Raw genomic sequence first — 22,526 nt, 5'->3', positions numbered from 1 at the left:
GTAATTCTTGGGCTGCCCATTTCTCCATTTTTTTGCTTACCTCCACCTTGATTCCTTCTTTCAAAACTATACCTATCAATCGTTTCCCCTTTTTTTAAGTTTCTTCTCTTTTTGTTAAGAAAGCTCCGACTAATGGATAGCACTAAAGGGCGGGGCTTGTACCCAAATTTTCGGTCAGCGTTTTTAGCTGTCTTGACCTATAGCATAGCTAGACTGTCACCGGTGAAGGCGATTTTATCGGCGCAGCAGTTGTTTAACAGTGCAAATGAACTCAATCGGTTCAAAAGGTTTGACAATGTAGGCATCGGCTCCGATTTTCATGCCCCAATAGCGATCAAAGACTTCCGCTTTCAAGGAACAAATGATCACGGGGATATTTTTGGTTTTGGGATCCGACTTGAGACGACGACATACCTCATAACCATTGATGCGGGGCATGACGATATCGAGGACGACGAGATCGGGATTGGCTCTCTGAATATGTTCGAGGGCCTCCACCCCATCTTTGGCGATCGTGACCTTAATGCCGCTATTGCGGAGTAGATCACAGATCAGTTCCCGTTGCGCTTGGCTGTCTTCTACCAGCAATATTTCTCTCATAACTCCCTACCTAGCTAGGCCGCCAAGAATAACAATGGAAAAAGATGCGCGATAATAGTTCCCGTTGACCCGATGCTCCGAAATTGCTCCCATTTTTTGCCTCCAACGCACTCTGAAATTTATCAGGGGGTTTCCTTCTCAACAAGGACTTGATTGACCCCTTCGGGTTTTACCCCTATATTTCCCAATTCCACTGTTAAAAACGACTAGCCAAGAGATTTTTTTTCGGGTTTGGGGTTTAGTGTCAGGTTTTAGGATGTTGGGGTTTTAGGGTTTTAGTTGACATTCCCCTATCCTGCCATTACGCTAATTCCCCCATTCCTCTATTCCCCTCAACGTATTTTTCCAACAGCAGTCATAACTCATTTTCGCTGAAAGGTTTGCTTAAATAATCGGTTGCCCCCACCATTTTGGACTCTCTTGGGTTTGGTGGGTAAAATGTATTCTAAGATACATTCCTGCCAGCGAGCGAGTGGGGCGCATCTCACATTTGCAGGAATACCGACAATCAGCAATTATCAGTGACTCTTAGATGACTACAAATGTATCAGCAGCTGTCTGTAAGCATCCCACCGAAAAGCTAATGCGCTCCGGGGTTTGGGGGCGGCACTTCGACACATTTCCACACATTTCGACAGGCTCAATGCAAAGGCTCAATGTAAAAGCTCAGTGGCCGCGCCACGCCCCCAACGGGTTGGTTTGGGGGTAGAACCCCCCAAAAGCTGGGATTGAGTGATAAAATCGGAAGTAATACTGGATTTTAGCCGAGAGTTTCCCCGTAAAAATCCCAATTGGTAGATTTACAAAAATGAGATGCACCCAGCGAGTAGCGAGTGGAACGAACCACAAAGACACAAAGGACACAAAGATTGAGCGCTCCTATATAACTTAAACTGATCACACAAAGAATAAGAGAACCCATTTTGGCTTTTACCCTTGCCAGCAGCCCCCCCTTGACCGGTTAAACCGTCGAGTTTTGGTAGGGCGATATCCCAGAGAATGAGAGCAGGTTCGATCACTATAGCCTGAGCGAGAGCTTCTAATGGAAAAGACCACAGGAATAGTTAGAATTTTCTAAAATACTCTCGACTTTTTCACCAATACTGAGATCGTCATCAATAGTTCTCCTGTTCTTTGTCCTAATTCAATCAATTGTAAAAGACTGGGAAGGTCAATCTCATTGAAACTTCCTTGCATAATTTCTCGGAATCTCCCCCACTAGACGCTATTTCTTTTAGTCTAGAAGAACCGATAGCAGTTATCTTAATGTTGAGGTACGAAGTCTCTGGTTTTAGGTGTTCGTCTGGGGATGATGCCAAATCTCGTCATACTTCATCTTTAGGAGAAACGCTGTCTTCCTTCCTCTTGTCACTAATAATAAATCTGATAAGCTAATTATGTAAGATATTTTTCAGTAAGCTTTACTGCATTTAAACTAGCCTTTGAAATTTTCAGTACAAAAGGTCTAGCTTTCTCTCCTTGCCTCTCGCTCTCACGCCGTCTTAACCGATCATTTAGATGTGTGGTCAGCTTATGCAAACTGCAGCCAGAGGTAAAAGGGGTCAGAAAACATCAGCCGATTTATGAGATTGAATGCCGAATTTTTTGAGACTAGGTCAGTAAATTGTTGCTGAAAAATCTTCAAAAATTTAAAATTTTCCAGTGGGTAAGAGAAAAAATTGAGGACAAATGTATGTCTCAAAAAGAAAAACTCGCATGATAGAAATTAAAAATTTTTTGGCAGCCGATGGGTACACTGAAACTATAGACAGGCCGCTCCTAACCTCGATCGCCAACTCTCTCTAAAACCGATTACAAAAACTTTCATCACAGAGGAAGACTACTCGTGCTATACCTTGCAGAATTAAAAAAACAGACTAGAGGTTTTATGAGCGGTTACAAAACCGAATTGAAACTATTGGCCTGTCAGCATAAAGATCAGACGTGGAGTGCCATAGCGGGGAATGATATCTTAACCTACGACGAAACTAACTCCATAGGAGAAGGTGCGCTTCTCTTGGTGAATTTGAGCGATAATCGTCAACTGCAAGGAAACCCGGAATTAGCGGGAGCAGAGATGGTGCGGCAACTGCAAAAGATTTCCCGTTTGATCGAGCGCAATAAGGAAGATCAAGAGAAAATCGATCAGTGGAAAAAATCCCTCACCTATCAAAGCGAGATTCTCAACCGCCAGAAAATGGAAATGGAGGCAAGAATTGAGCAAATTGAGCGAATAGAAGCAGAATTCGATTATTTAGAGGGCAAAAGACAAGAACTGGAAAACCTAAAACAACAATTACAGGAGCAACAGCGACACCTGGAAGAAGAACAAATAAATTTCAACTCCTCCCCCAATCTTTCCCCAGAACAACAACAATTTATTCGCTCTCTAGCGGAGAGTTTAGCTAATAATCACGACCTGGGCAATTCTCCCTCACAAATTTTCTATTCAACTCTTGAATCTGTGCAGGGACAACAGACAATTTTAAATAGTTGTTGGCACAGTTTAGAGGAGCAGAAAAAAGCTGTAGAAAATCGTCAGGTCGCCAACGAACAAATGCTTAATCATCTCGAACAAAGAGCCAGGGAATTACAGATAAGTCGTACTGCTTTGGAAACAACAAAAATACAACTACAAATACAAGAAACTGTTCTGAGTCAAAAACAGGAATTATTCGAGCGCCTTAACCTCACCCTACAAACCACTGATTCTACTCGACAAATGCTTCTTCGTCTCGCCCAAGCAGAAGACCTAGATTTTGATGGTAAAATCGATATAGAAGCTCTTGAAAAAATGCCTTTAGAAGAATTGGAGAGCTTAGTTAACAATTTACAAACAGACCTCAATCGCTTGGAAATTTTTGTCAACGACCAAGAGGAAGAATTAACTCTCCAATCTCAAACCGTGGAAGAATTAGAGGCAAGAATGACCACAATAGATGAATCCCAGCGAGCTAATTTAGAAGAAGAATTAGCCGAGGAACATGAGAGAAAAGGAATGCTGGCGGAAACTTTGGTCGGACAAAGACGTAATCTTCGGGAAAGGCAAGCTATTCGCTCTCAACACCTGAAAATTCTGCAACGCAGACAGGGAATTTTATCCCCAGAAGATGCCCAAAAATGTAGCTTTGAACCAGTGTTAATTCTCCTGGAGGATAGTTATCAAAATAATCTCCAAGAAAGTCAACGTTTAGCAGCAGAAATCAAGCGACTACAAGAGGATTTACAAAAATACAGAGATACTATTGACGAGCAATGGTCGGATTTAGAGCAAAAAACTCGTGAATTTGAAGAACAGGAGCGACAATGGCGCGATGCTAATCTGGTATTAGTGCGTTTAAAAACTCAGATACAACAGTACGAAACTTTCCTGCAACCCGTGCAGGATCATCTCGATCAAATCCGTCAAAAACTAGAAACTATCTCCCAGTGGTTGATACCTATGGAATCTAATGGTATTGCCTATCATTACGCTATTAACAGTTAGGCTTAATTAGGGTTCCTGAACAAATAATACAGGGTAATTCAGAAAAAGATTTCGCCCTTCTTGCCGATAACTTTTATAGCTTTTTATCTATGAATAAAATAATTTAGATCAATTTAACTCTAGGTTAGATGTGGTATAGACTAGGATTAGTAATTTATACTCAGATAGCTATGAGACAATCCGATCGAGAAATAATCATTTTAGCGGCTGTGGCCTCCCTCTTAGCGGTGGTGGCGGAAGTGGCGATCGCTTTTTAGATAAAAAAAACTGATTCATGGGGTTAAAATCCAGCAAAATTGGCAATCAATGCCAAGGAAAGATATCGATAGAATGCTTGTAACAGTGGCGGCAATTGCGATCGCCTCGATCAGGGAAATTAAAGCATGAGTGTTAGTGTAACGGGTCGGGTAAAAAGAATCGAAATAGGCACGGGAACTTGGGCATTAATTGCTGATAACGGTCCAACCTACGAATTAATGGAAGCACCCGCCGAATTAATCCAAACAAAGGCAAAAGTGATAGTTATAGGTCAAATTCGCTCAGATGTGATGACTCTGGCCATGATCGGGCCAGTTTTACAAGTGACCTCCTTTCAATCCCTGCTATGAAGCCGCAAAATACTGCTTAAAAACGGGTAAAATCGGCTTTTTAAGCCCGTAATCTCGAAAAATTGCCGTAATTATCCCTCACATATCCCAGAAAGAAAAATTGTCAAGAATACCCTAATGGTTGATTTTTTCGGGAATAATCTCGAAATTTTGAATAATCATACTACAATGGACAGCAACTTGGTCTTAGGAACATCGGCATAACCTAAACCGATCTGTCTGATTGGTTTAACTCGTAGTTACCTAAGTTGGCGTGAGGAGAGGACTGAATGAATTTGCGCGATAATGCTTTAACGATTCTGCAAGAAACGAGTCGAACTTTTTATATTCCCATAAGCCGTTTACCGGATCATCTGCTCGAGGCGGTAGCCTCAGCTTATCTCTGTATGAGGGCGATCGATGAAGTAGAAGACCATCCCGACCTAGATAACTTCAGTAAATCCCAGATATTAAGACAAATTAGCCTGAATTTACAAGCAGGTACTGAAAATTCCACCAAGGAGGACTTTGCTTTTGGCTTAGTCCATCGGGAGATTTTGCCGGAAGTAACCCTGAGAATTGGCGAATGGGCAATGTTAGCACCGGATTCGATCGCCCCCCGGGTCTGGGATGCCACGGCGGCCATGGCCGATCGCATGGCCTACTGGGCTGGGAATAACTGGGATATTCGCACAGAAATAGAATTAGATCAATATACCTTTAGTGTGGCTGGTGCCGTGGGTTTATTGCTGTCTGACCTCTGGAATTGGTACGACGGCACTCAAACTAATCGCAGTTATGCCATCGGTTTTGGTCGGGGTTTACAAGCGGTTAATATTGCCCGCAACCATGGCGAGGATCTGCGCCGAGGGGTAAGTTTTCTGCCCCAGGGTTGGACAATTAGTGATATTCATAATTATGCCCGTCGTAATCTGAAATTAGCCGATTATTACACTCAATCGCTGCCGCAAGGACCAGCACTTGATTTTTGTAAGATTCCCCTCGCTTTAGCCCATGGCACTCTCGAAGTCCTAGCTTTAGGCAAGGAAAAACTCAGCCGCAGCGATGTCATCGCTTTGGTACAACAAATTACCCGATAGAAGAAATCAAAATTAAAATTGCCCACGATCGCTCTTCCAAAGTCAGGAATCACAAGCGTGGGCAACAAACCGGTGGTGTTCAGTAACTTAGAACAAACCGAGAGTTAAAGATATATCGATGGGGAAAGTGGCACCAATACCTAACCAAATCGTGACCACAGTACCAAATAGGAAGATAGCGGTAGCGACGGGACGACGGAAAGGATTTTGGAATTTATTGACGCTTTCAATAAAAGGAACTAACATCAAGCCTAGGGGAACGCCGGCCATGCAGGCAATACCCAAGAGTTTGTTAGGAAGAATGCGGAGAATTTGGAAAACGGGATAAAGATACCACTCTGGCAGAATTTCTAAGGGAGTAGCGAAAGGATCGGCAGGTTCACCGATCATGGTGGGATCCATAATCGCTAAACCGGTGCAGAGTCCGATCGTACCAAAGATAACCACCGGGAAGACATAGAGTAGATCGTTAGGCCAAGCGGGTTCACCGTAGTAGTTGTGACCCATCCCTTTAGCCAACTTATCGCGCAGAGCGGGATCGCTGAGATCGGGCTTTTTTAATGTGGACATGGATAATGTCTCCTAAAAATGATTTCGGATCGACAGAGATACTTTTCTGAATTATAGAGGCCCAGAAATGCCTTGTTTACGGATCATCAAGAAATGTAGCAACATGAAGACCGCGATCGACCAGGGCAGGACAAAGGTGTGTAAGCTGTAGAAACGGGTTAAAGTTGCTTGACCGACGCTTTCGCTACCGCGCATCAGGGTGACGAGTTGATCGCCGACGACGGGAATAGCAGCAGGTACACCAGAAACGATTTTAACCGCCCAGTAACCCACCTGATCCCAGGGTAAGGAATAACCGGTGACACCGAAGGTAACGGTGATCACGGCCAGGACAACCCCAGTTACCCAGGTTAATTCGCGAGGTTTTTTGAAGCCACCGGTCAGATAGACGCGGAAAACGTGCAGGATCATCATTAAGACCATCATACTGGCAGACCAGCGATGGATAGAACGAATTAACCAGCCAAAGTTAACTTCGTTCATGATGTACTGTACGGAGGAGAGGGCCTCTGCTACAGTGGGTTTGTAGTAGAAGGTCATGGCGAAACCAGTGGCAAACTGGATCACGAAGCACACAAGGGTGATGCCACCCAGACAGTAGAAGATATTGACGTGAGGGGGAACGTATTTGGTGCTGATATCATCAGCGATCCCTTGAATTTCTAAGCGTTCCTCAAACCATTGATAGGCTTTAGAATCCGTTACTTGTTTGGTAAACATCGCGTAACCAGTAAGAAAAATGAAAGATTTAATGTGTGACCTTTAAAAAATGTAACACAGTTTTCAGGTCTAATTCTCGCTCCGGTCAGGTTTCTCCACCGGTGGGGATCAATCGGCGATCGCTAGACCCGAAAAACGGCTAACTTCCTAAAATTTCCCTTAAAATGTCTCCTAGACTACAAAAAATCGGGACAATTGTCCGACACTGGGAATAGGTAAGGTATGCAATGAGGTCAGTGTGCTATTAAATACCTACGATCCCGAAGGCTTCTACGACGAACTATTCTTAGATGATGGTCAACCTCGTCCCCACGCGTCCCCTTTAATCAAATGGTTGCAGAATCTGCCGCCCCGAGAACTTCAACAACACCGGGAAACCGCTCAGTCGGCCCTGTTTGAATTGGGGGTGACTTTCAATGTCTATAGCGACAATCAAGGGGTGGAAAAAATCTTTCCTTTTGATATTATTCCCCGAATTGTCGCAGCTGAGGACTGGGATTATTTAGAAAGAGGCCTGAAACAACGCATCAAAGCCCTCAATCTTTTTCTCTCCGATATCTACAATGATCAATTAATCATTAAAGATGGCATTATTCCCCCCGAATTAATCGCCTCGGCAACGGGATTTCTTAAACCCTGTGTGGGACTGAAACCCGCCGGAGGTATCTGGTGTCACATTACGGGAACCGATTTAGTCCGCGATAAAGATGGTCAGTGGTACGTTTTAGAGGATAATTTGCGGGTTCCTTCCGGTATTTCCTATGTCCTCGAAAATCGTCGGGTAATGAAAAGCACCTTCCCCGATATTTTCCAGACAATGAATGTTAAACCGGTGGATGATTATCCTTCCCATCTGTTGGAAACTCTCCTCAATTTAGCCCCAGCCCAATTACCTAATCCTACCGTGGTGGTTTTAACCCCCGGAACCTATAATTCTGCCTACTTTGAACATTCTTTTATCGCCCAACAAATGGGGGTAGAATTAGTGGAAGGGCGTGATTTAGTTGTCTTTGATGGTTATCTACAAATGAAAACCACCAAGGGATTAAGACGGGTAGATGTGGTATATCGTCGCCTCGATGATGACTTTTTAGATCCAGCGGTTTTTCGTCCCGATTCGATGTTAGGTGTACCCGGGTTATTAAAAGTTTTCCAGGAAGGTCGCGTCGCTTTAGCTAATGCCCCGGGTACGGGAGTCGCCGATGATAAGGTTATTTATGCTTTTGTCCCCGATATGATTCGTTATTATCTGGGAGAAGAAGCGATTTTAAATAACGTTCCTACCTATCTTTGTTGGCGAGAAAAGGACTTAGATTATGTCTTAAATAATCTCGATAAGTTAGTTGTGAAAGCCGCTAATGAGTCGGGAGGTTATGGGATGTTAGTCGGTTCTCAAGCTACCCCCGAACAAAGGGCAGAATTCGCCCCACGCATTGCTGCTAATCCCCGCAATTATATCGCTCAACCGGTGTTAAGTCTTTCTAGGGTTCCCACTTTAATTGACACGGAAGTTGAAGGTCGTCATGTGGATTTACGTCCCTATATTCTCCATCGTGGCGATGAAATTTATGTGCATCCCGGGGGGTTAACTCGCGTGGCTTTGAAAAAGGGTTCTTTAGTAGTTAATTCTTCTCAAGGTGGTGGCAGTAAAGACACTTGGGTTTTAACCAAGTAATCAAGACAATAATCAAAATTTTGCTGGGTTACGGCCAAAATTAAATCATGAGTCGAGTGCATAAATTATTTTCGCCCAATCCACCCTAACCTTTTCACTTTTTCCTGGTTAATTATGCTTAGTAGAGTTGCCGATTCAATTTATTGGTTAAATCGCTATATTGAACGGGCAGAAAATGTCGCCCGGTTTATGGATGTTAACCTTAATTTAATGTTAGATGTACCTACCAGTGTTTTGCAACAGTGGGAACCTTTGGTTTTAACCACGGGAGATTTAGAACAATTCAAGAAACGTTACGGCACAGCCACCGCAGAAAATGTGATCAATTTCTTGACATTTGACACGGAATATAGTAACTCAATTATCTCTTGTTTGCGCTGGGCCAGAGAAAATGCTCGGTCAGTTCGCGAGATTATTTCTTCGGAAATGTGGGAACAGGTTAATGGTTTTTTCTTGATGGTAAAAGACGCTTCCTCTTACCATCCTCAAACTACTTTACCGAACTTTTTTACCCAAGTTAAATTAGCTAGTCACCGTTTTGCGGGGGTGATGGATGCAACGATGACTCATAATGAAGGTTGGCATTTTGGCGTTATGGGAAGATTACAGGAACGCGCCGATAAAACCGCCAGAATTCTTGATGTTAAATACTATTATCTCTTGCCTTCCGCTCAATGGGTAGGAACTTCTCTAGACCAAATTCAATGGATTGCTTTACTGCGGTCGGTGAGTGCCTACGAAATGTATCGTAAATGTCAACGACGGATTACTCCTAGTGACGTGGCCGAATTTTTAATTCTTAATCGAGAATTTCCTCGTTCAATTCACTTTTGTCTGCGGGAATTAGACCACTGTTTGCATCAAGTTACAGGGACTCCTATAGGAACTTGGGGGAATTCGGTAGAAAGAAGTTTAGGGCGACTTTGTGCGGAAATGAGTTATCTAACTATCGAGGATATTATTGAAATGGGATTGCATGAATTCCTCGACCATATTCAAAAAAGAGTTAATGATGTGGGAATAAAAATGACAGAAACTTTCTTCGTTTTTAATCCTGAACTTGCCTCACCTCTGCCAGTAAATAACTTTCAATATCAATCCCAATTAACAACTTAATGCGTTATCACATTCGGCATCAAACTAACTATTTCTATAATCAACCCGTGATTTTATCACCCCATCTGCTGCGCTTGCGACCAAAATCCGATGGTGGGCAAACTTTGCGAGAGTTCACGCTCAAAATTAACCCAGAACCTTTAACGATAACTAATATTATCGACCTCGATGGCAATTCTTGTTTACAAATTTGGTTTAATCAACCGACGGAAGAATTATTGATTGATATGGTGAGTGAAGTGGAAACCCATGGGGTTAATCCTTTTCAGTATTTGTTGGAACCTTGGGCGACCTGTTTACCCTTTGATTATCCCATTTCCCTCCACAGCCAATTACAACCCTACAGACAATTTTATGGGTTAGCTAATGACCCTGATGTGGCAGCATTAGCCCAAGAAGTTATGCAGGAAACCGAGGGACAGGTGCTATCTTTCCTGTTTAATCTTAATGACAAAATTTACCGAAATTGTCAGCAAATTATTCGTCTTAACGGGGAACCCTATCTACCCGGAAACACTTGGAAAAATAAGCAGGGTTCCTGTCGCGATTTTGTGGTTTTATTTATGGATGTGTGTCGCTGTGTGGGATTAGCTTCCCGTTTTGTCAGTGGCTATCAAGAAGGAGATTTAGACCAAGGAGAAAGACATTTACACGCTTGGGTGGAGGTGTATTTGCCGGGGGGCGGCTGGAAAGGCTATGATCCTACCCATGGATTAGCGGTGAGTGACCGTCATATTAGCCTCGTTTCTAGCCCAATTCCCCGTTATTGCGCCCCGGTAGAGGGAAATGCTCGACCGGTTAATCTCGGTCATCAAGTGATAGAATCTCAGCTATCATCGACAATTGCCATCGATTTGTTATCTTGAGGGTGATTGTTTATGGGTCAAGGATTTGGCACAGCAACAAGGCGAAAAGTTTTGGGAGCGGGGCATAAATCCCCGTTACAAAAACGGCCGACCGCCTCCTGCCTTCGTTAAGAAGCCGCCGCCCTCGCCTTCTTGGGAATCTTGGCGAAACTACAGCTATCTTACCCAAAAGAAAGTCTGCCGCCATCGTTCAGGGGGTTGACGAAATGAATTCCCTCAATGGTAGCCCCGGAATTAAAATCCTCGCTATAGACCGTGGTGATTTGATTTAAGCGAGCGGTCGCCCAGATCTGGGCATCCCAGTAGGAAAACTGGTAACTTTCTACTCCACGGGTGGCTTCCAGAACGATCAACTCGGTGATCGGAACTACCTCACAGGCTATTAGATATTGACGGATGCGGGCCAGAGCTTCTTCGTGGGTTAGCAGGGGGCGACGGCTGCGGGTGACGGCCTGAAAGAATTCTCCCATCACCTGCGGGCTGATGACGGCGCGGGTGGTGCGGATCAGGTCATCGACAACGGTTAATGCCCGTTCCCGTTTGCTTTTCTCGGCGATATCGTAGAGATAGACCAGAATATTGGTATCGAGCAGGACTCTATCGTTCATAGAGATCCTCCCTTTGCCAATCCCTTTTACCCGGTTGTGATGGGCGGTTTTCGAGACCGGCGATAAAGGCCTTTTCTCGCTCCCAAGCACTCAAGTTCGGGGTAGGAGATTTGACGGAAATTATGTGTTGGTTGATCGCCTGTCGGATGATCTCGGCCTCGCTAAGTCCCGTCTGTCGGGCCTTCTCTTTCAGTAAATTATTCTGCTCGGCTTCGATATAAATTTGCTTGCGGATTTTGCTGACCATAGCCAGTTTAATTATATACATTACATTATACATTACTATAACCGTCGTGAATCGTAATCGCCAGTTTTTCTATATACCTTAACTTATTTAGTTTATATGTACTATAAAGCCGAAAACCCCTATCTATCAATGGATACACCCATTAACCTTTCTTAATCTACTAAGTAATTTTCTATGGAGAGTTAAATTATGTCGTCAACTGCCTACGAAACTGATTATAATCAATGGCTAAAAGAGACGGTAAAACAGTTACAAGAGCGTAATTTTGAGCAGGTGGATTGGGATAATTTAATTGAAGAAATCGAGAGTATAAGGAAAAGTGATAGACGAGCTTTAATGAGTCTGTTAACCCGTCTTATCGAACATCTTTTAAAGCTGGCTTATTGGCAAGAAGAAAAAAAACGGTCAGGTAATCATTGGGCGGCAGCAATAGTCAATTTTCGCGCCCAAATTCAGCATCGTTTAGAAGACAGTCCCAGCTTACGGCCAGAATTAGCGGCTATGTATGATAAGGTTTATCCAGTGGCGATTAAATCGGTTTCTCAGCTTTTTTCCCTCAATTCAGACGCTCATATATCCCTCGAACAAACATTAGATGATAATTGGTTTCCCCCGGCTGAAAAATAGTTCTTAATTATAAAAACTGATGGCCTTACCCTCATAGTTATTAAAACTTAAATTTTAGGGTAGAAAAAGAGGAATATAATATCAGGCAGTCAAATTAAGGATATTTTCTGGATGAGAATCTTAACATCTACTACTATTGCGGTTTCTCTCTCTTTAGCCCTTATCAGCCCCAGCTTTGCCGTTAGCTTGGTAACTAATCATGCCGACCTCAAGGGTAATGATTCCATCGATTGGTCGAGTCCTGGCAAGGTTTTAAACCCTTTTAACCCTAATTTCGCTAATTTTCTCGGTTTTTCCTTTTCCGGTACTTCCGCTGGAGGATTGGGCTTAGATGTAGATATTAATCCGATAAATCTGCCGATTACAGCGCCTTTTGTCTTTAAAACTGCTCCTATTCCTCAGGGCATCCCGACTAACTTTGCTAACGGTGATTTTCTCTTGTTTACGGGGCTGCAGTTTGGTCTATTTCCCGCTCCTGGCAACCCCGGCCCGATTTCGATTAGCTTCGCACAACCGGTTAGGGCTGCTGGAGCGCAAATCGCTGTGGATGATGAGCCGAACTTTGTTGGTACTATCAAAGCATTTGATATTAATGACAATCTTTTGGATAGTTTTAGTGTCCATGGTACATCTTCTACAGCATTGGATAATTCTGCCATTTTTCTGGGGGTAAAAAGTGCTTTGGCCGAGATTAGCCGCATTGAATTTAGTAGTAATTTTAATAACCGCGCCATTGGCATTAATACTCTCAGTATCGATAACCCTGCCATTCCTGAACCATCCCTGACAATGGCTATCCTCGTTATGGGTTCGGGTTTGCTGTGCCTGAAAAAAAGGCTATGATAGTGGAAAGGACGAGCCTAATTTTGATGGGAAAATTAAGTTCGACTTTCTAAAAGCTGTTATCTCCACAGAATTAAATGACTTGATAATGTTCAAGCTTCCTCTCTGGAACCCCAGCACTTGCCACTCCTTACCCACGACTATAAAATTAGCATCCATCTGGCGGGGGGTATTACCCTAGTTAATACCCCCTATTTTTGGTCAGGTATAGTGTTAAGCTTCTCCCGTGATTGATAAACCCTCTACCCAAACGTAGGGACAAACACCACTGGGAGTAATAACTGCTTCCGGTTCCAGATAAACAATCGATTTCAGCAGTGTTAAAATATCTCCAGCTACGGTAGCGGAATCGATGCTAATGCGCTCATTTTTGTTCACTAACCAACCATCAAAGGGCAAAGAGAAGGAACCTTGTAGAGAATTAACTCCCGCATGAAGTGCCTGTAAACTATCAATTAAAACCACATTTTCTGCTGTTTCCAAAGAATAGCTTTTTGGTTGATTAGCACTAGCAAAAACGTGATAAAAATGGGGACTAACCGTTACTTTTGAACCAATGTTACCGTTGCCAGTCGGTTCCGTATTCATCCGTTTAGCGGTAATCGTGCTATGGAGAAAATTACTCAAAATCCCCTCTTTAATTAATTCCACACGACGGGTGGGAGTGCCTTCACTATCAAAAGTTTCTGCGGCAACATTAGCCGGATGGAGGGAATCATCGCACAAATTTAAGGCAGTAGCGGCGATTTGTGTCCCTAGGGATTCAGGAGTAGAAAGACTCTGTTTATCAAGGACATTTTGGGCATTAAACAGATTAGAAAATGCTCCCATTAGACTCAAAAAGGCGCGGGGGGCAAAAACCACTAAATATTTACCCGTGGTAATCGGTTGATAGTCTAGATGGCTAACAGTTTTGGTAATCGCTTCCTCGATGCAACCATCGATATCTAATTTTTCCAGGCCCGGACTCACCCGAAAAGCACCAGCACTGCGGGGTTTTTTGCCTTCCTGTTCGGTTTTGGTGTATAAATACACACTGGCATAACTACGCGCTTCCTGACGCATTGCCCCGTCGCTATTGAGATAAAAACGTCTGACCTGCTGTTGTCCCAAACCGTTATAGGGAACACTGGCAATAGCCGGATGGGCCGTTAGTAGGGATTTTTCGGCGGCTAATAACTTATCGACGAGAGTGGATACAGGTGCTTGATTAGACATTTCGCTGGCCACTTCTGTGGTAGGTGCGGTGGCAGCGGGACTAAAATCGGGGACATTTTCCTTAACGCCAAAAACGCTGGCTTCCTGAGCGGTTTTTAGGGCTAATTGCAGTCCCACCGGGTCCACATCGGTGGTAGAGGTGACACCGACTTGATTATCCTGATTCCAGACGCGAACGATAACGCTGGAACGATTGGAAGCTTGTACCTGTTTGGGTTCCCCTTGAAACACATCCACATCGGTTTCATCGACCGAGGAACCATAGATGTCGTATTTAGCAATTCCTAAAGCTTGGGCGCTAGAATTAGCGATTTGGGCGATATCTTCAACTTTTGGCATAGATTTGGTCAGAAATGAGATGAATGTAGAATTGAGCGGTCAGCCATCAGCAGTCAGCTAGATAAAAGTGATATTTATCAGAAAAATGGCTGATTAATTGAAAAACAAAGAACTCAAATCTGAAAACTGAAAACTGAAAACTGATAACTGGTAACTGATAACTGAAGAGAGATTGGGCCAAGTGGTGACAATAAAGACGATAACGGCAGCCGTGGCCAGCATAGCTTTGGCAACGTGACCGATAACCGTACCGACGACGATACCGACACAGACTTTTAGGGATTGTTGCAAACGGGGAGTTAATTCCAAATCGCGACGATAGGCGTATTCTCCCAAAAAAGCCCCCACCACAGGACCGACAAATAAGCCGATAATCGGTCCGCCAATGGGTAAAGCGGGTAAAAGCCCGAATATTCCCGCTAATAAACCCACTACTAGACCGATTTGACTCCAATTGCTCGCCCCAACTTTTTGGGCGCCGAGATAACTAGCGAGGAATTCCACCCCCAGACTGAGGAGAAGGACAACAAAGGCCACGGTTAAAGCGACCCCCATCCCCGCGAATTTGGTGACAAAACCCCACACCAGCATGGCGATTAAAATCAAACTCATGCCGGGGATAGCGGGCAGCAGTTCGCCAATTATTCCCACTATCATGATGGCAATGAGGAAATAGTAGAGAATCACTAAAGCCATGATTAACGACCGCCAACGGTAATAGAATCGACTTTTAAATGGGGTTGACCAACGGTGACATAAACGCTACCACTGACGGAACCGCAAAAACCGGCCGCTAGACCTAAATCTTGGGAACACATAGAGATTTTATTCATAATCTCCTTAGCTGAACCGATTAAAGTCGCGCCTTTCAGGGGTTTAGTCAGGTTGCCGTTTTCGATAAGATAAGCTTCCTCGACGGCGAAATTAAATTCGCCGGTCGCCCCCACACTACCACCGCCCATTTTTTTGCAATAAATGCCTTTATCGATGGAATTAAAGAGATTATCGAGGGTATATTCCCCAGGTGCGATGTAGGTATTCCGCATCCGACTAGCGGCGGCATAGGTGTAGTTTTGACGGCGACCGCTACCTGTGCGCGGATGGCCGGTTTTAATTGAACCAGTGCGATCGGCAATGAAGTTTTTTAGGATACCATTTTCAATGAGGAGAGTACGCTGGGCCGGCATTCCCTCATCGTCCATATCGATAGTACCGAAAGCTTTATCGGATAATCCTTCGTCCCAAGCCGTCAGATTTTCGTGGGCGATTTTTTCGCCTTTTTTATCGAGAAAGGGCGTGGTTTTTTGTTCAATTTGCGTAGTTTCTAGCAAATGGCCGCAGGCTTCGTGGAAGATAACGCCGCCAAATTCATTGGCCATGACGATGGGATAACTGCCGGATTCTACATAGTCAGCGTAAAGCATTTTACCCGCCGATTCGGCCACTTCTGCCGCCGATTCCTCAGCATTCCACGTCCGCAGAAAATCGGGATTGCTGGTACTACCCACCCGTTTACCAATGCTAGAACGATTAGTCCCATCGGCACAGAGGAGATTATAGCCCACCGATTGGGTGAGGCGAATATCCCGGGCAAAAGTGCCATCACTAGCGGCAACTAAAATTTCTTGCCAATCGCGAAAATAAGCGGCGCGACGAGATTGGACGTGAGAGGCTTTCTGATTGAGTTGAACGTTAGCAGTTAGGAGAATATCACCCATTTCTCGCAAAGAACTGCAATTATTCAGCCAAATATCTTTATTTTTGACCGTGGCATAATCCCGGAACATTTCCAGATTGATTTCGGGAATATAGGCGTTAGGACTAGGTAGGTTTAAACCGAGAATCGATAAACCTTTTTCTAGGGCATTTTTTAAGCCTTGGAAGCTTAAATCGTTGGTACTGACATAACAATCAGCTTTACCGCGAAAAAGGCGGATTCCTGCCCCTGTAGATAGTTTCGGTGAGAGACTGGTGATGGTGTCATCTTCGGCTAAACAACTGATATAGTTGACTCTTTCCAGGAAAAATTCGATAAAAGTTGCCCCGGCAGCCCGTCCCAGTCCCAGAAGAGTGGACAAAGGAGCCGCCCAAGAGCTATCAAAGCGCTCCAGACTAGGATTATATTTCAGGGTGGGGAGTTCTTTGGAGATGAGTAGAGTGGGTGACATAAAGCTCGTTTATCAGTTAATCTGCTGGTTTCTAGTCTAACAGCTATCAGTTTTTTCCGTCTGGGGGTGGGTTAGCGCGGTTCAACCCAGCTAAATTTTTCTCCTTCATATCTCTTAATAAAAACCTTGATTCGATCGCTCATCGCCCGCAAGATTAGATAAAGAGCGACTCAGGATAAAAATAATGGCCACAGCGACACAATTCTTAAACATTTCTGACTTGACAAAAGATGATTATTGTGTATTCGGTTTAGCGATTTGTTTTCTCAAACAGGAGGGAGACTTAGAAAAAGTGGCGGTGTTAGAACCGATTCCCTCGGCGGCCCTAGAGGCAATTGTCAAAGGAATTCCCACTTCCTACGAATTTGCCCGCGCTATGAGTTTAGGAGAGGTTTTTCAGGACGATAATCCTCAAATACCCAGTAATTTCCCCGATAATGCCCAATTATGCGAGAATTTTGTCGAAAGGGCGATTGCGGCCACTCGCACCTATAAAAATCAACCCCACCTACAAGGGTTAATCCCCTTGGGCGGCCAAAAAGACGATTTAAACTTTTCCCTAGAGAAAAAACGCATCTTAAATGCTGTTCATGTGGTGCGGACAGAGGATAACGTCAAACAACATTCTCATACCCACAAGGTTTTGTAATCAAGGTGAGTTCGGGTTAGGGAAATTTGGCAGTTTTCCCTGATTCCGAACTCAGGTTATCGCAGTCGAGCAATAGCTGCTCAATTAATTGTTTAGTCTCTGGTGATACTAATCGAGGTCAAATATAGGATAATTTTCCCAAAAATCAGCGATAAAAACCTTTTTTCCCATCTGGACTAGCTCTGAAGACTGGGAAGCTCGGAAAAATCCCAATTGAGCCACAATTAGCTTAATCAAAAAATATGCTATAATCAGAATGTAAGCACAAGGGGCCGTAACGGTTTCGACAGGTTAGCGAAAGCTCCCCCGTGATACAGGTCGAGAGTGAGTCTCCTCTCGTAAATCAAAGGCTCAAACAAAAAGTAAATGCGAACAACATCGTTCCTTTCGCTCGTAAAGCCGCTCCTGTAGCTGCCTAATAGTCTCTAATCGACTCGAGCATTCATAGTTTGACTCCGTTAAGGACTATGGATAAACCCCCAACGGATGCCACGTTTAACTTTCTCTAGTTAGTTAACCGTCTAAGCTTTAACTAGAGCATCCCACTGTCCGGGATAAGTGACAGTCCCCGTTTCGAGGGTAATCGAAACTAAACCTGTGAATGAACGGACAGTCAATACCTAATTTGGACAGCAGTTCGACTCTGCTCGGCTCCATTGATTACTTTAATGAAAGACCTTCTCTCCCGCATGGACGGGGTACAAACACCGATTATTCCCGTGGTCGGTCAATTAATTAAAGCGAACCCTGGTACTATTTCCCTAGGTCAAGGGGTTGTTTCCTATTATCCACCCCGGGAGGCGCTCGAATCTCTATCTTTATTCTTAGCTAATCCCAAAAATCATCAATATCAATCTGTGGCGGGAATTCCCCCCTTATTAGCAGTAATTCGGCAGAAACTAGCCGAAGATAATCGGATAGAAATCAGCGATAAACAGGCAATTTTTGTGACGGCGGGCAGTAATATGGCTTTTATGAATGCTATTTTAGCCATTACTTCCCCGGGGGATGAAATTATTCTCAACACTCCCTTTTATTTCAATCATGAAATGGCCATAAAAATGGCTGATTGTCAAGTAATTTTGGTCGCCACAGACAAAAATTATCAATTGCGTCCAGCCGCCATTGAAGAAGCAATCACGGAAAAAACTAAGGCAGTGGTGACGATTTCTCCTAATAATCCCACGGGAGTAGTTTATCCAGAAAAGACCCTAAGAAAAGTCAATCGAATCTGTCAAAAAAAAGGCATCTATCACATTCATGATGAGGCTTATGAGTATTTTACCTATAACCATGCTCGCCACTTTTCTCCGGCGGCAATTGTTGGCAGTGAATCCTGGACTATTTCCTTATTTAGTCTCTCAAAAGCCTACGGTTTTGCCAGTTGGCGCATTGGTTATATGGTAGTACCAGAACATTTATCTGAGGCGATTAATAAGATTCAGGATACTATTTTAATCTGTCCGCCAGTGGTGTCGCAATACGCGGCCCTAGGGGCGTTACAGGTGGGTAAAAGCTATCCTTTAGAACAGTTAAAAACCATCAGTCAAGTTAGAGAAATTTGCCTGAATGCTCTCGAATCGATTAGGGATATCTGTGATGTTGCCACTGCGGAAGGGGCTTTTTATTTCTTCCTGAAAATTCCTACAGACAAGAATGATTTTCAGTTAGTTAAAACTTTAATTGAGCAGCAGCGGGTGGCGGTGTTACCCGGTTCAACTTTTGGGATAACAGAAGGCTGTTATTTGCGTCTTGCCTACGGTGCTTTATCTCCAGAAACGGCTTTAACGGCAGTAGAAAGATTGGTAAAAGGACTGCGTTATTTTAGTCAATGATTTTCAAGAATAAATACTGGCTTTCTTTCTTGGTTTTTACTTTACCACAACTGATGAAAAACCTTCTTTCGCGCATGGATGGGGTGCAAACGCCGATTATTGCCGTGGTCGGTCAATTACTTAAAGCGAAGCCTGGTACTATTTCCCTAGCTCAAGGGATTGTTTCCTAATTATCCACCCTGGGAGGCGATCAAATGTATTTCTTGAGACTAGGGGTTTGGCTGGCTGGTTTCCATAATCAGAATTGCTGACCTCTTGAGGGACAATTGACGGCAAAGCGTTTTTGCGCTAGACTCTGGGACAGAAAATGCTCTGGCCAATAAATGCGAACAGTCTATTTTTATGCCCCTGGCGAAATCAGACAAAAAAATATCAAGGAAGACCAAACTCTATGGACCGGCGATCATAGCAATTTTACAGCTTGGATAGCCCAAACCTACTTTCATCTCAGACAAGCCGGCTTTCCTTGCGAAATAGCCGGAGAAATCCCAGAGCAAGGAATTTTAATCGCCGACCGAGATACCCTAGATAATGACTATCCTTTCCTGGATAAGGTCATGTTAATTTGTGTCCAAAGCGACAAAGAATATCACCCTTCGGCTCACCTACACATTGTTTATAATCCGTCTAGTTGGGAGAAGGTTAAGGACTCTATTTGGAACCCCTATCTAATTAGTCATTGGCCGATGCCAGGGTTAGTTCCCAGAGATAGGGAACGGAACACCCTAGTGGAGAATATTTCTTACATTGGCACCAGGGGTCAGTTGGCACCGGAATTAAGGTCGGAAGCATGGCCAGAGTCTTTGGCTACTCTCAATTGCCATTGGATGCCGATTTGGGATAGATTTCAATGGAACAATTATACTAATCTAGATGTGATTGTAGCCGCGCGTAGTTTTGATTCTCGAAATTATCCTAATAAAGGTTCTATTAAGCTAATTAATGCTTGGCACGCGGGTGTTCCCGCTCTTTTGACTCCAGAGTTAGGCTTTTTAGCAGAAAGAAAGACGGAGTTAGATTTTATTATTATTCACTCTCTAGAGGAGGCAATTGAAGCAGTTCGTCGTCTGAAAAGTTCTCCAGAACTTTATCAAAAAATGGTTGAAAACGGTTATGAGAGGGCGAAAGAACACACAATTGAAACCACTTTAAATCAATGGATGTCTTTTTTCAAAGATGTGGCTTTTCCCACCTACGACCAATGGTCTGCTTTAAGTCAATTTGAAAAAAAATGGTTGTTCAGTCAGCGATATTTAGCTTTCAAATACGACAGATTTAAACACAAAATAAACAACCTTGGCAAGTCAAAAGCATAATTCAATTCTCGATCGATTATTTCTCCTTCGTGTAAAAAATAGTTTATCATGACCAACTCTCCAGACATATCTCATAATTTAGACCCATATTTTCTGAATTCTCGCACTAGGTTTGACCTAATAGAGTTAATACCCTATACTCCCAAAAGTGTTCTTGAGGTGGGTTGTGGTATTGGTAAAACTGGCAAAGCTATTGTGGATAAATATGGCAGTAAGGTAATAGGAATTGATCTTAGTGCTGAGGCGATTGAAGTAGCAAAACGACAGGGTTGTTGGGAAAAATTAATTGTTTGTGATCTGGATCGAACTCCTATCCCGATGGAAATCGAAAATTACCGTTTCGACTGCATAATGTATCCCGATGTTTTAGAACATTTGAAAAGTCCTTGGAACATCATTAAAGCCCATCTTGATCTCCTAAATCCAAGTGGTGTGATGATTGCAAGTATCCCTAATATTAGACATATCTACGTCATGAAGGATCTCCTGTTTAAAGGTAATTGGACTTATACAGAAATGGGTATTCTCGATAGAACTCATCTTCGATTTTTTACCAAAAAGACGATGATTAATCTTTTTGAACAAGCAAATTTAAAAGTGACCTGTATTAAACCTAGATCTTTTTCTGGTCCTTCGTTGCTTAAAAGTATCAATCGCTTAAATCATCATCTCTTAGAAGAATTTTTAACGGTTCAATATCTAATTTGTGCTTGCAGGAAATAAGTTCAGAAACATGAAAAACCTTGTAATTATTTCATTCTGGTGTGAGCGGAGTATTAAACCTTTGCTCCACTTACTTAAACAGCTTCAACGTATTGAGTCGGGTTGTCTCTTCGATATCGTGGTCGTCTGTAATGCCAACAGTTTGGGTAATATACCTGATTTACCTCAATTAGATAGCCAAAAAGTCAAGTATTTAATACGAGAAAATACAGGATTTAACATAGGTGCATGGGATTATGGTTGGCGACATTTGCCTCCTTATGACTATTATTTATTTCTTCAAGATGACTGTTTTATTGTCCGTCCGCTCTGGTTAAAAGCCTTTGTTGATCGATTCTGTCAATCTCCCCAAATAGGATTTCTAGGAGAAAGTTTAAACTGGGAATGTACTTGGGAAGAACTGGTGCGATCTAGTTATAATCAAATTAATCGTGATCATTTACTGAATGGTGAACCCATTAAAAGAGTTGATTTTTACCGACATTTTTTAGAGGAACATAAAATCCCTGAAGGGGAAACTGCCGAACACTTACAATCAATTATTATTTTTACATCTCGCTCCATTTTAGAAAAAATAGATGGGTTTATACTTGGCAAAAACTATGGGGAAGCGATCGCATCTGAAATTGCCATTTCTAAAAAGGTTCAAGGGTTAGGCTACCAAATACAAACCGTAAACCCTGATAGCTGTTATCATTATATTGCCCATCCCCAATGGTTTAGACGAAAAAGAAGGCTCGATCGATGGCTCTATACAGTTCGATCGAAAATCATCCCTATTTATAGGCAAGCTACAGATAACTAGGTTATTTGTTGTTTTATGAGTGACAACGCATCTCGAATAATTGACTCTGACTATCGAGATAGTTCCACCCTGGCTTTCCTGGGTATTGTGCTGAAAATATTCATTAGTGGGTCATTTGTTACAAAAACGGAAGTTAGATACCCTGTGGGACAAGCTTTTGAAGCAGACTTTATCTCCAGAAACAGCTTTAACGGCAGTAGAAAGATTGGTAAAAGGACTGCGTTATTTTAGTCAGTGATTTTGAAGAATAAATACTGGCTTTCTTTCTTGGTTTTTACTTTACCACAGCCTTTCTCATCAAGATAACGACTCCCCAAAACCAGAGAGTTTGTACCTCACAATTAAGATAACTGCTATCAGATAACCTCTGATTCTGTCTTTTGGGCTATTCTTAGTTTAGCCGAACGAGAACGAGGATTTTTAGCTT

The 22,526-nt window shown here is 43.1% G+C and carries 23 protein-coding genes and 1 other RNA gene; 15 read left to right on the top strand and 9 right to left on the bottom strand.

Annotated elements, in window-relative coordinates:
* Positions 1–234 precede the first annotated feature (234 nt).
* Complete coding sequence (locus IM473_RS19900; protein WP_287658507.1) at positions 235–600, bottom strand: response regulator transcription factor; 366 nt, start codon at positions 598–600, stop codon at positions 235–237.
* Between the two features lie 1,074 nt (positions 601–1,674).
* Positions 1,675–1,797, bottom strand: coding sequence for a DUF4388 domain-containing protein (locus tag IM473_RS19895; protein ID WP_287658508.1), 123 nt, complete (start codon positions 1,795–1,797; stop codon positions 1,675–1,677).
* Positions 1,798–2,446: 649 nt separating this feature from the next.
* On the opposite strand from IM473_RS19895, the gene hmpF reads away from it, so the two are divergent.
* The 4 genes from hmpF to IM473_RS19875 all read left to right on the top strand — a co-directional run bounded on the left by hmpF (position 2,447) and on the right by IM473_RS19875 (position 5,774).
* Positions 2,447–4,087 (top strand): pilus motility taxis protein HmpF, encoded by a 1,641-nt coding sequence (gene hmpF, locus IM473_RS19890; RefSeq protein WP_287658509.1) that lies wholly within the window; start codon positions 2,447–2,449, stop codon positions 4,085–4,087.
* A 128-nt stretch (positions 4,088–4,215) separates the two neighbouring features.
* On the top strand, positions 4,216–4,344 hold the full coding sequence (locus IM473_RS19885; protein WP_257792579.1) for a hypothetical protein: 129 nt from the start codon (positions 4,216–4,218) through the stop codon (positions 4,342–4,344).
* A 126-nt stretch (positions 4,345–4,470) separates the two neighbouring features.
* Entirely contained in the window at positions 4,471–4,695 is a 225-nt protein-coding gene (locus tag IM473_RS19880; protein ID WP_287658511.1) for a hypothetical protein, read from the top strand.
* A gap of 269 nt (positions 4,696–4,964) precedes the next feature.
* Positions 4,965–5,774, top strand: coding sequence for a squalene/phytoene synthase family protein (locus IM473_RS19875; RefSeq protein ID WP_287658512.1), 810 nt, complete (start codon positions 4,965–4,967; stop codon positions 5,772–5,774).
* An 87-nt stretch (positions 5,775–5,861) separates the two neighbouring features.
* Here IM473_RS19875 and petD read toward each other — a convergent pair whose 3' ends face one another.
* On the bottom strand, positions 5,862–6,344 hold the full coding sequence (gene petD / locus IM473_RS19870) for a cytochrome b6-f complex subunit IV (protein WP_287658513.1): 483 nt from the start codon (positions 6,342–6,344) through the stop codon (positions 5,862–5,864).
* A gap of 51 nt (positions 6,345–6,395) precedes the next feature.
* On the bottom strand, positions 6,396–7,064 hold the full coding sequence (gene petB, locus IM473_RS19865) for a cytochrome b6 (protein WP_149985988.1): 669 nt from the start codon (positions 7,062–7,064) through the stop codon (positions 6,396–6,398).
* Between the two features lie 238 nt (positions 7,065–7,302).
* Between petB and IM473_RS19860 the strand changes: the two genes are divergently transcribed.
* From IM473_RS19860 to IM473_RS19850, 3 genes are all read left to right on the top strand, one after another.
* On the top strand, positions 7,303–8,739 hold the full coding sequence (locus IM473_RS19860) for a circularly permuted type 2 ATP-grasp protein (RefSeq protein ID WP_287658515.1): 1,437 nt from the start codon (positions 7,303–7,305) through the stop codon (positions 8,737–8,739).
* Between the two features lie 114 nt (positions 8,740–8,853).
* A complete protein-coding gene (locus IM473_RS19855) occupies positions 8,854–9,855 on the top strand; it encodes an alpha-E domain-containing protein (RefSeq protein ID WP_185237680.1) in 1,002 nt (333 codons plus the stop codon).
* Positions 9,855–10,721 carry a transglutaminase family protein gene (locus IM473_RS19850; RefSeq protein WP_287658516.1) on the top strand — a complete coding sequence of 289 codons (867 nt, stop codon included), beginning with the start codon at positions 9,855–9,857 and terminating at the stop codon, positions 10,719–10,721. Before IM473_RS19855 ends, IM473_RS19850 begins: the two co-directional genes overlap by 1 nt.
* Positions 10,722–10,882: 161 nt before the next feature.
* On the opposite strand, the gene IM473_RS19845 is transcribed toward IM473_RS19850, so the two are convergent.
* Complete coding sequence (locus IM473_RS19845) at positions 10,883–11,329, bottom strand: PIN domain-containing protein (protein ID WP_002778830.1); 447 nt, start codon at positions 11,327–11,329, stop codon at positions 10,883–10,885.
* Positions 11,319–11,597, bottom strand: coding sequence for a ribbon-helix-helix domain-containing protein (locus IM473_RS19840; protein WP_287658517.1), 279 nt, complete (start codon positions 11,595–11,597; stop codon positions 11,319–11,321). The genes IM473_RS19845 and IM473_RS19840 overlap by 11 nt, the downstream gene beginning before the upstream one ends.
* A 168-nt stretch (positions 11,598–11,765) precedes the next feature.
* On the opposite strand from IM473_RS19840, the gene IM473_RS19835 reads away from it, so the two are divergent.
* Complete coding sequence (locus tag IM473_RS19835; RefSeq protein WP_287658518.1) at positions 11,766–12,203, top strand: DUF29 domain-containing protein; 438 nt, start codon at positions 11,766–11,768, stop codon at positions 12,201–12,203.
* A 111-nt stretch (positions 12,204–12,314) separates the two neighbouring features.
* Positions 12,315–13,046 (top strand): hypothetical protein, encoded by a 732-nt coding sequence (locus IM473_RS19830; RefSeq protein ID WP_287658519.1) that lies wholly within the window; start codon positions 12,315–12,317, stop codon positions 13,044–13,046.
* 213 nt (positions 13,047–13,259) lie between these two features.
* Here the strand turns inward: IM473_RS19830 and IM473_RS19825 are convergent, their stop codons facing one another.
* From IM473_RS19825 to IM473_RS19815, 3 genes are all read right to left on the bottom strand, one after another.
* Complete coding sequence (locus IM473_RS19825) at positions 13,260–14,603, bottom strand: TldD/PmbA family protein (RefSeq protein ID WP_287658521.1); 1,344 nt, start codon at positions 14,601–14,603, stop codon at positions 13,260–13,262.
* 93 nt (positions 14,604–14,696) lie between these two features.
* A complete protein-coding gene (locus IM473_RS19820) occupies positions 14,697–15,299 on the bottom strand; it encodes a DUF456 domain-containing protein (protein WP_287658522.1) in 603 nt (200 codons plus the stop codon).
* Positions 15,300–15,301: 2 nt separating this feature from the next.
* On the bottom strand, positions 15,302–16,771 hold the full coding sequence (locus tag IM473_RS19815; protein ID WP_012266273.1) for a TldD/PmbA family protein: 1,470 nt from the start codon (positions 16,769–16,771) through the stop codon (positions 15,302–15,304).
* A 184-nt stretch (positions 16,772–16,955) separates the two neighbouring features.
* Here IM473_RS19815 and IM473_RS19810 point away from each other — a divergent pair, with 184 nt between their 5' ends.
* The 6 genes from IM473_RS19810 to IM473_RS19785 all read left to right on the top strand — a co-directional run bounded on the left by IM473_RS19810 (position 16,956) and on the right by IM473_RS19785 (position 22,099).
* Positions 16,956–17,420, top strand: coding sequence for a hypothetical protein (locus IM473_RS19810; protein WP_287658523.1), 465 nt, complete (start codon positions 16,956–16,958; stop codon positions 17,418–17,420).
* Positions 17,421–17,688: 268 nt separating this feature from the next.
* Positions 17,689–18,079, top strand: a transfer-messenger RNA (tmRNA) gene (gene ssrA / locus IM473_RS19805).
* Between the two features lie 9 nt (positions 18,080–18,088).
* Positions 18,089–19,255 (top strand): pyridoxal phosphate-dependent aminotransferase, encoded by a 1,167-nt coding sequence (locus IM473_RS19800; RefSeq protein WP_287658524.1) that lies wholly within the window; start codon positions 18,089–18,091, stop codon positions 19,253–19,255.
* Positions 19,256–19,578: 323 nt separating this feature from the next.
* On the top strand, positions 19,579–20,571 hold the full coding sequence (locus IM473_RS19795; protein ID WP_287658525.1) for a glycosyltransferase: 993 nt from the start codon (positions 19,579–19,581) through the stop codon (positions 20,569–20,571).
* 48 nt (positions 20,572–20,619) lie between these two features.
* Positions 20,620–21,294 carry a class I SAM-dependent methyltransferase gene (locus IM473_RS19790; protein WP_024968556.1) on the top strand — a complete coding sequence of 225 codons (675 nt, stop codon included), beginning with the start codon at positions 20,620–20,622 and terminating at the stop codon, positions 21,292–21,294.
* A gap of 61 nt (positions 21,295–21,355) precedes the next feature.
* A complete protein-coding gene (locus IM473_RS19785) occupies positions 21,356–22,099 on the top strand; it encodes a glycosyltransferase family 2 protein (protein WP_154663861.1) in 744 nt (247 codons plus the stop codon).
* Positions 22,100–22,526: the final 427 nt, after the last annotated feature.

It is taken from the genome of Microcystis sp. M015S2 (assembly GCF_020245945.1).
GTDB lineage: Bacteria > Cyanobacteriota > Cyanobacteriia > Cyanobacteriales > Microcystaceae > Microcystis.
The sequence above is the reverse complement of the archived record's forward strand: the minus strand, read 5'-3'. Positions and strand labels throughout refer to the sequence as shown.

Coding starts and splice junctions, on each gene's coding strand:
- IM473_RS19835 (WP_287658518.1), top strand. CDS start 11,766: ATGTCGTCAACTGCCTACGAAACTGATTATAATCAATGGCTAAAAGAG.
- IM473_RS19840 (WP_287658517.1), bottom strand. CDS start 11,597: ATGTATATAATTAAACTGGCTATGGTCAGCAAAATCCGCAAGCAAATT.
- IM473_RS19815 (WP_012266273.1), bottom strand. CDS start 16,771: ATGTCACCCACTCTACTCATCTCCAAAGAACTCCCCACCCTGAAATAT.
- IM473_RS19855 (WP_185237680.1), top strand. CDS start 8,854: ATGCTTAGTAGAGTTGCCGATTCAATTTATTGGTTAAATCGCTATATT.
- IM473_RS19830 (WP_287658519.1), top strand. CDS start 12,315: ATGAGAATCTTAACATCTACTACTATTGCGGTTTCTCTCTCTTTAGCC.
- IM473_RS19885 (WP_257792579.1), top strand. CDS start 4,216: ATGTGGTATAGACTAGGATTAGTAATTTATACTCAGATAGCTATGAGA.
- IM473_RS19845 (WP_002778830.1), bottom strand. CDS start 11,329: ATGAACGATAGAGTCCTGCTCGATACCAATATTCTGGTCTATCTCTAC.
- petD (WP_287658513.1), bottom strand. CDS start 6,344: ATGTCCACATTAAAAAAGCCCGATCTCAGCGATCCCGCTCTGCGCGAT.
- IM473_RS19800 (WP_287658524.1), top strand. CDS start 18,089: ATGAAAGACCTTCTCTCCCGCATGGACGGGGTACAAACACCGATTATT.
- IM473_RS19795 (WP_287658525.1), top strand. CDS start 19,579: ATGCGAACAGTCTATTTTTATGCCCCTGGCGAAATCAGACAAAAAAAT.
- IM473_RS19895 (WP_287658508.1), bottom strand. CDS start 1,797: ATGCAAGGAAGTTTCAATGAGATTGACCTTCCCAGTCTTTTACAATTG.
- IM473_RS19825 (WP_287658521.1), bottom strand. CDS start 14,603: ATGCCAAAAGTTGAAGATATCGCCCAAATCGCTAATTCTAGCGCCCAA.
- IM473_RS19850 (WP_287658516.1), top strand. CDS start 9,855: ATGCGTTATCACATTCGGCATCAAACTAACTATTTCTATAATCAACCC.
- IM473_RS19900 (WP_287658507.1), bottom strand. CDS start 600: ATGAGAGAAATATTGCTGGTAGAAGACAGCCAAGCGCAACGGGAACTG.
- IM473_RS19880 (WP_287658511.1), top strand. CDS start 4,471: ATGAGTGTTAGTGTAACGGGTCGGGTAAAAAGAATCGAAATAGGCACG.
- IM473_RS19810 (WP_287658523.1), top strand. CDS start 16,956: ATGGCCACAGCGACACAATTCTTAAACATTTCTGACTTGACAAAAGAT.
- IM473_RS19875 (WP_287658512.1), top strand. CDS start 4,965: ATGAATTTGCGCGATAATGCTTTAACGATTCTGCAAGAAACGAGTCGA.
- petB (WP_149985988.1), bottom strand. CDS start 7,064: ATGTTTACCAAACAAGTAACGGATTCTAAAGCCTATCAATGGTTTGAG.
- IM473_RS19820 (WP_287658522.1), bottom strand. CDS start 15,299: ATGGCTTTAGTGATTCTCTACTATTTCCTCATTGCCATCATGATAGTG.
- IM473_RS19790 (WP_024968556.1), top strand. CDS start 20,620: ATGACCAACTCTCCAGACATATCTCATAATTTAGACCCATATTTTCTG.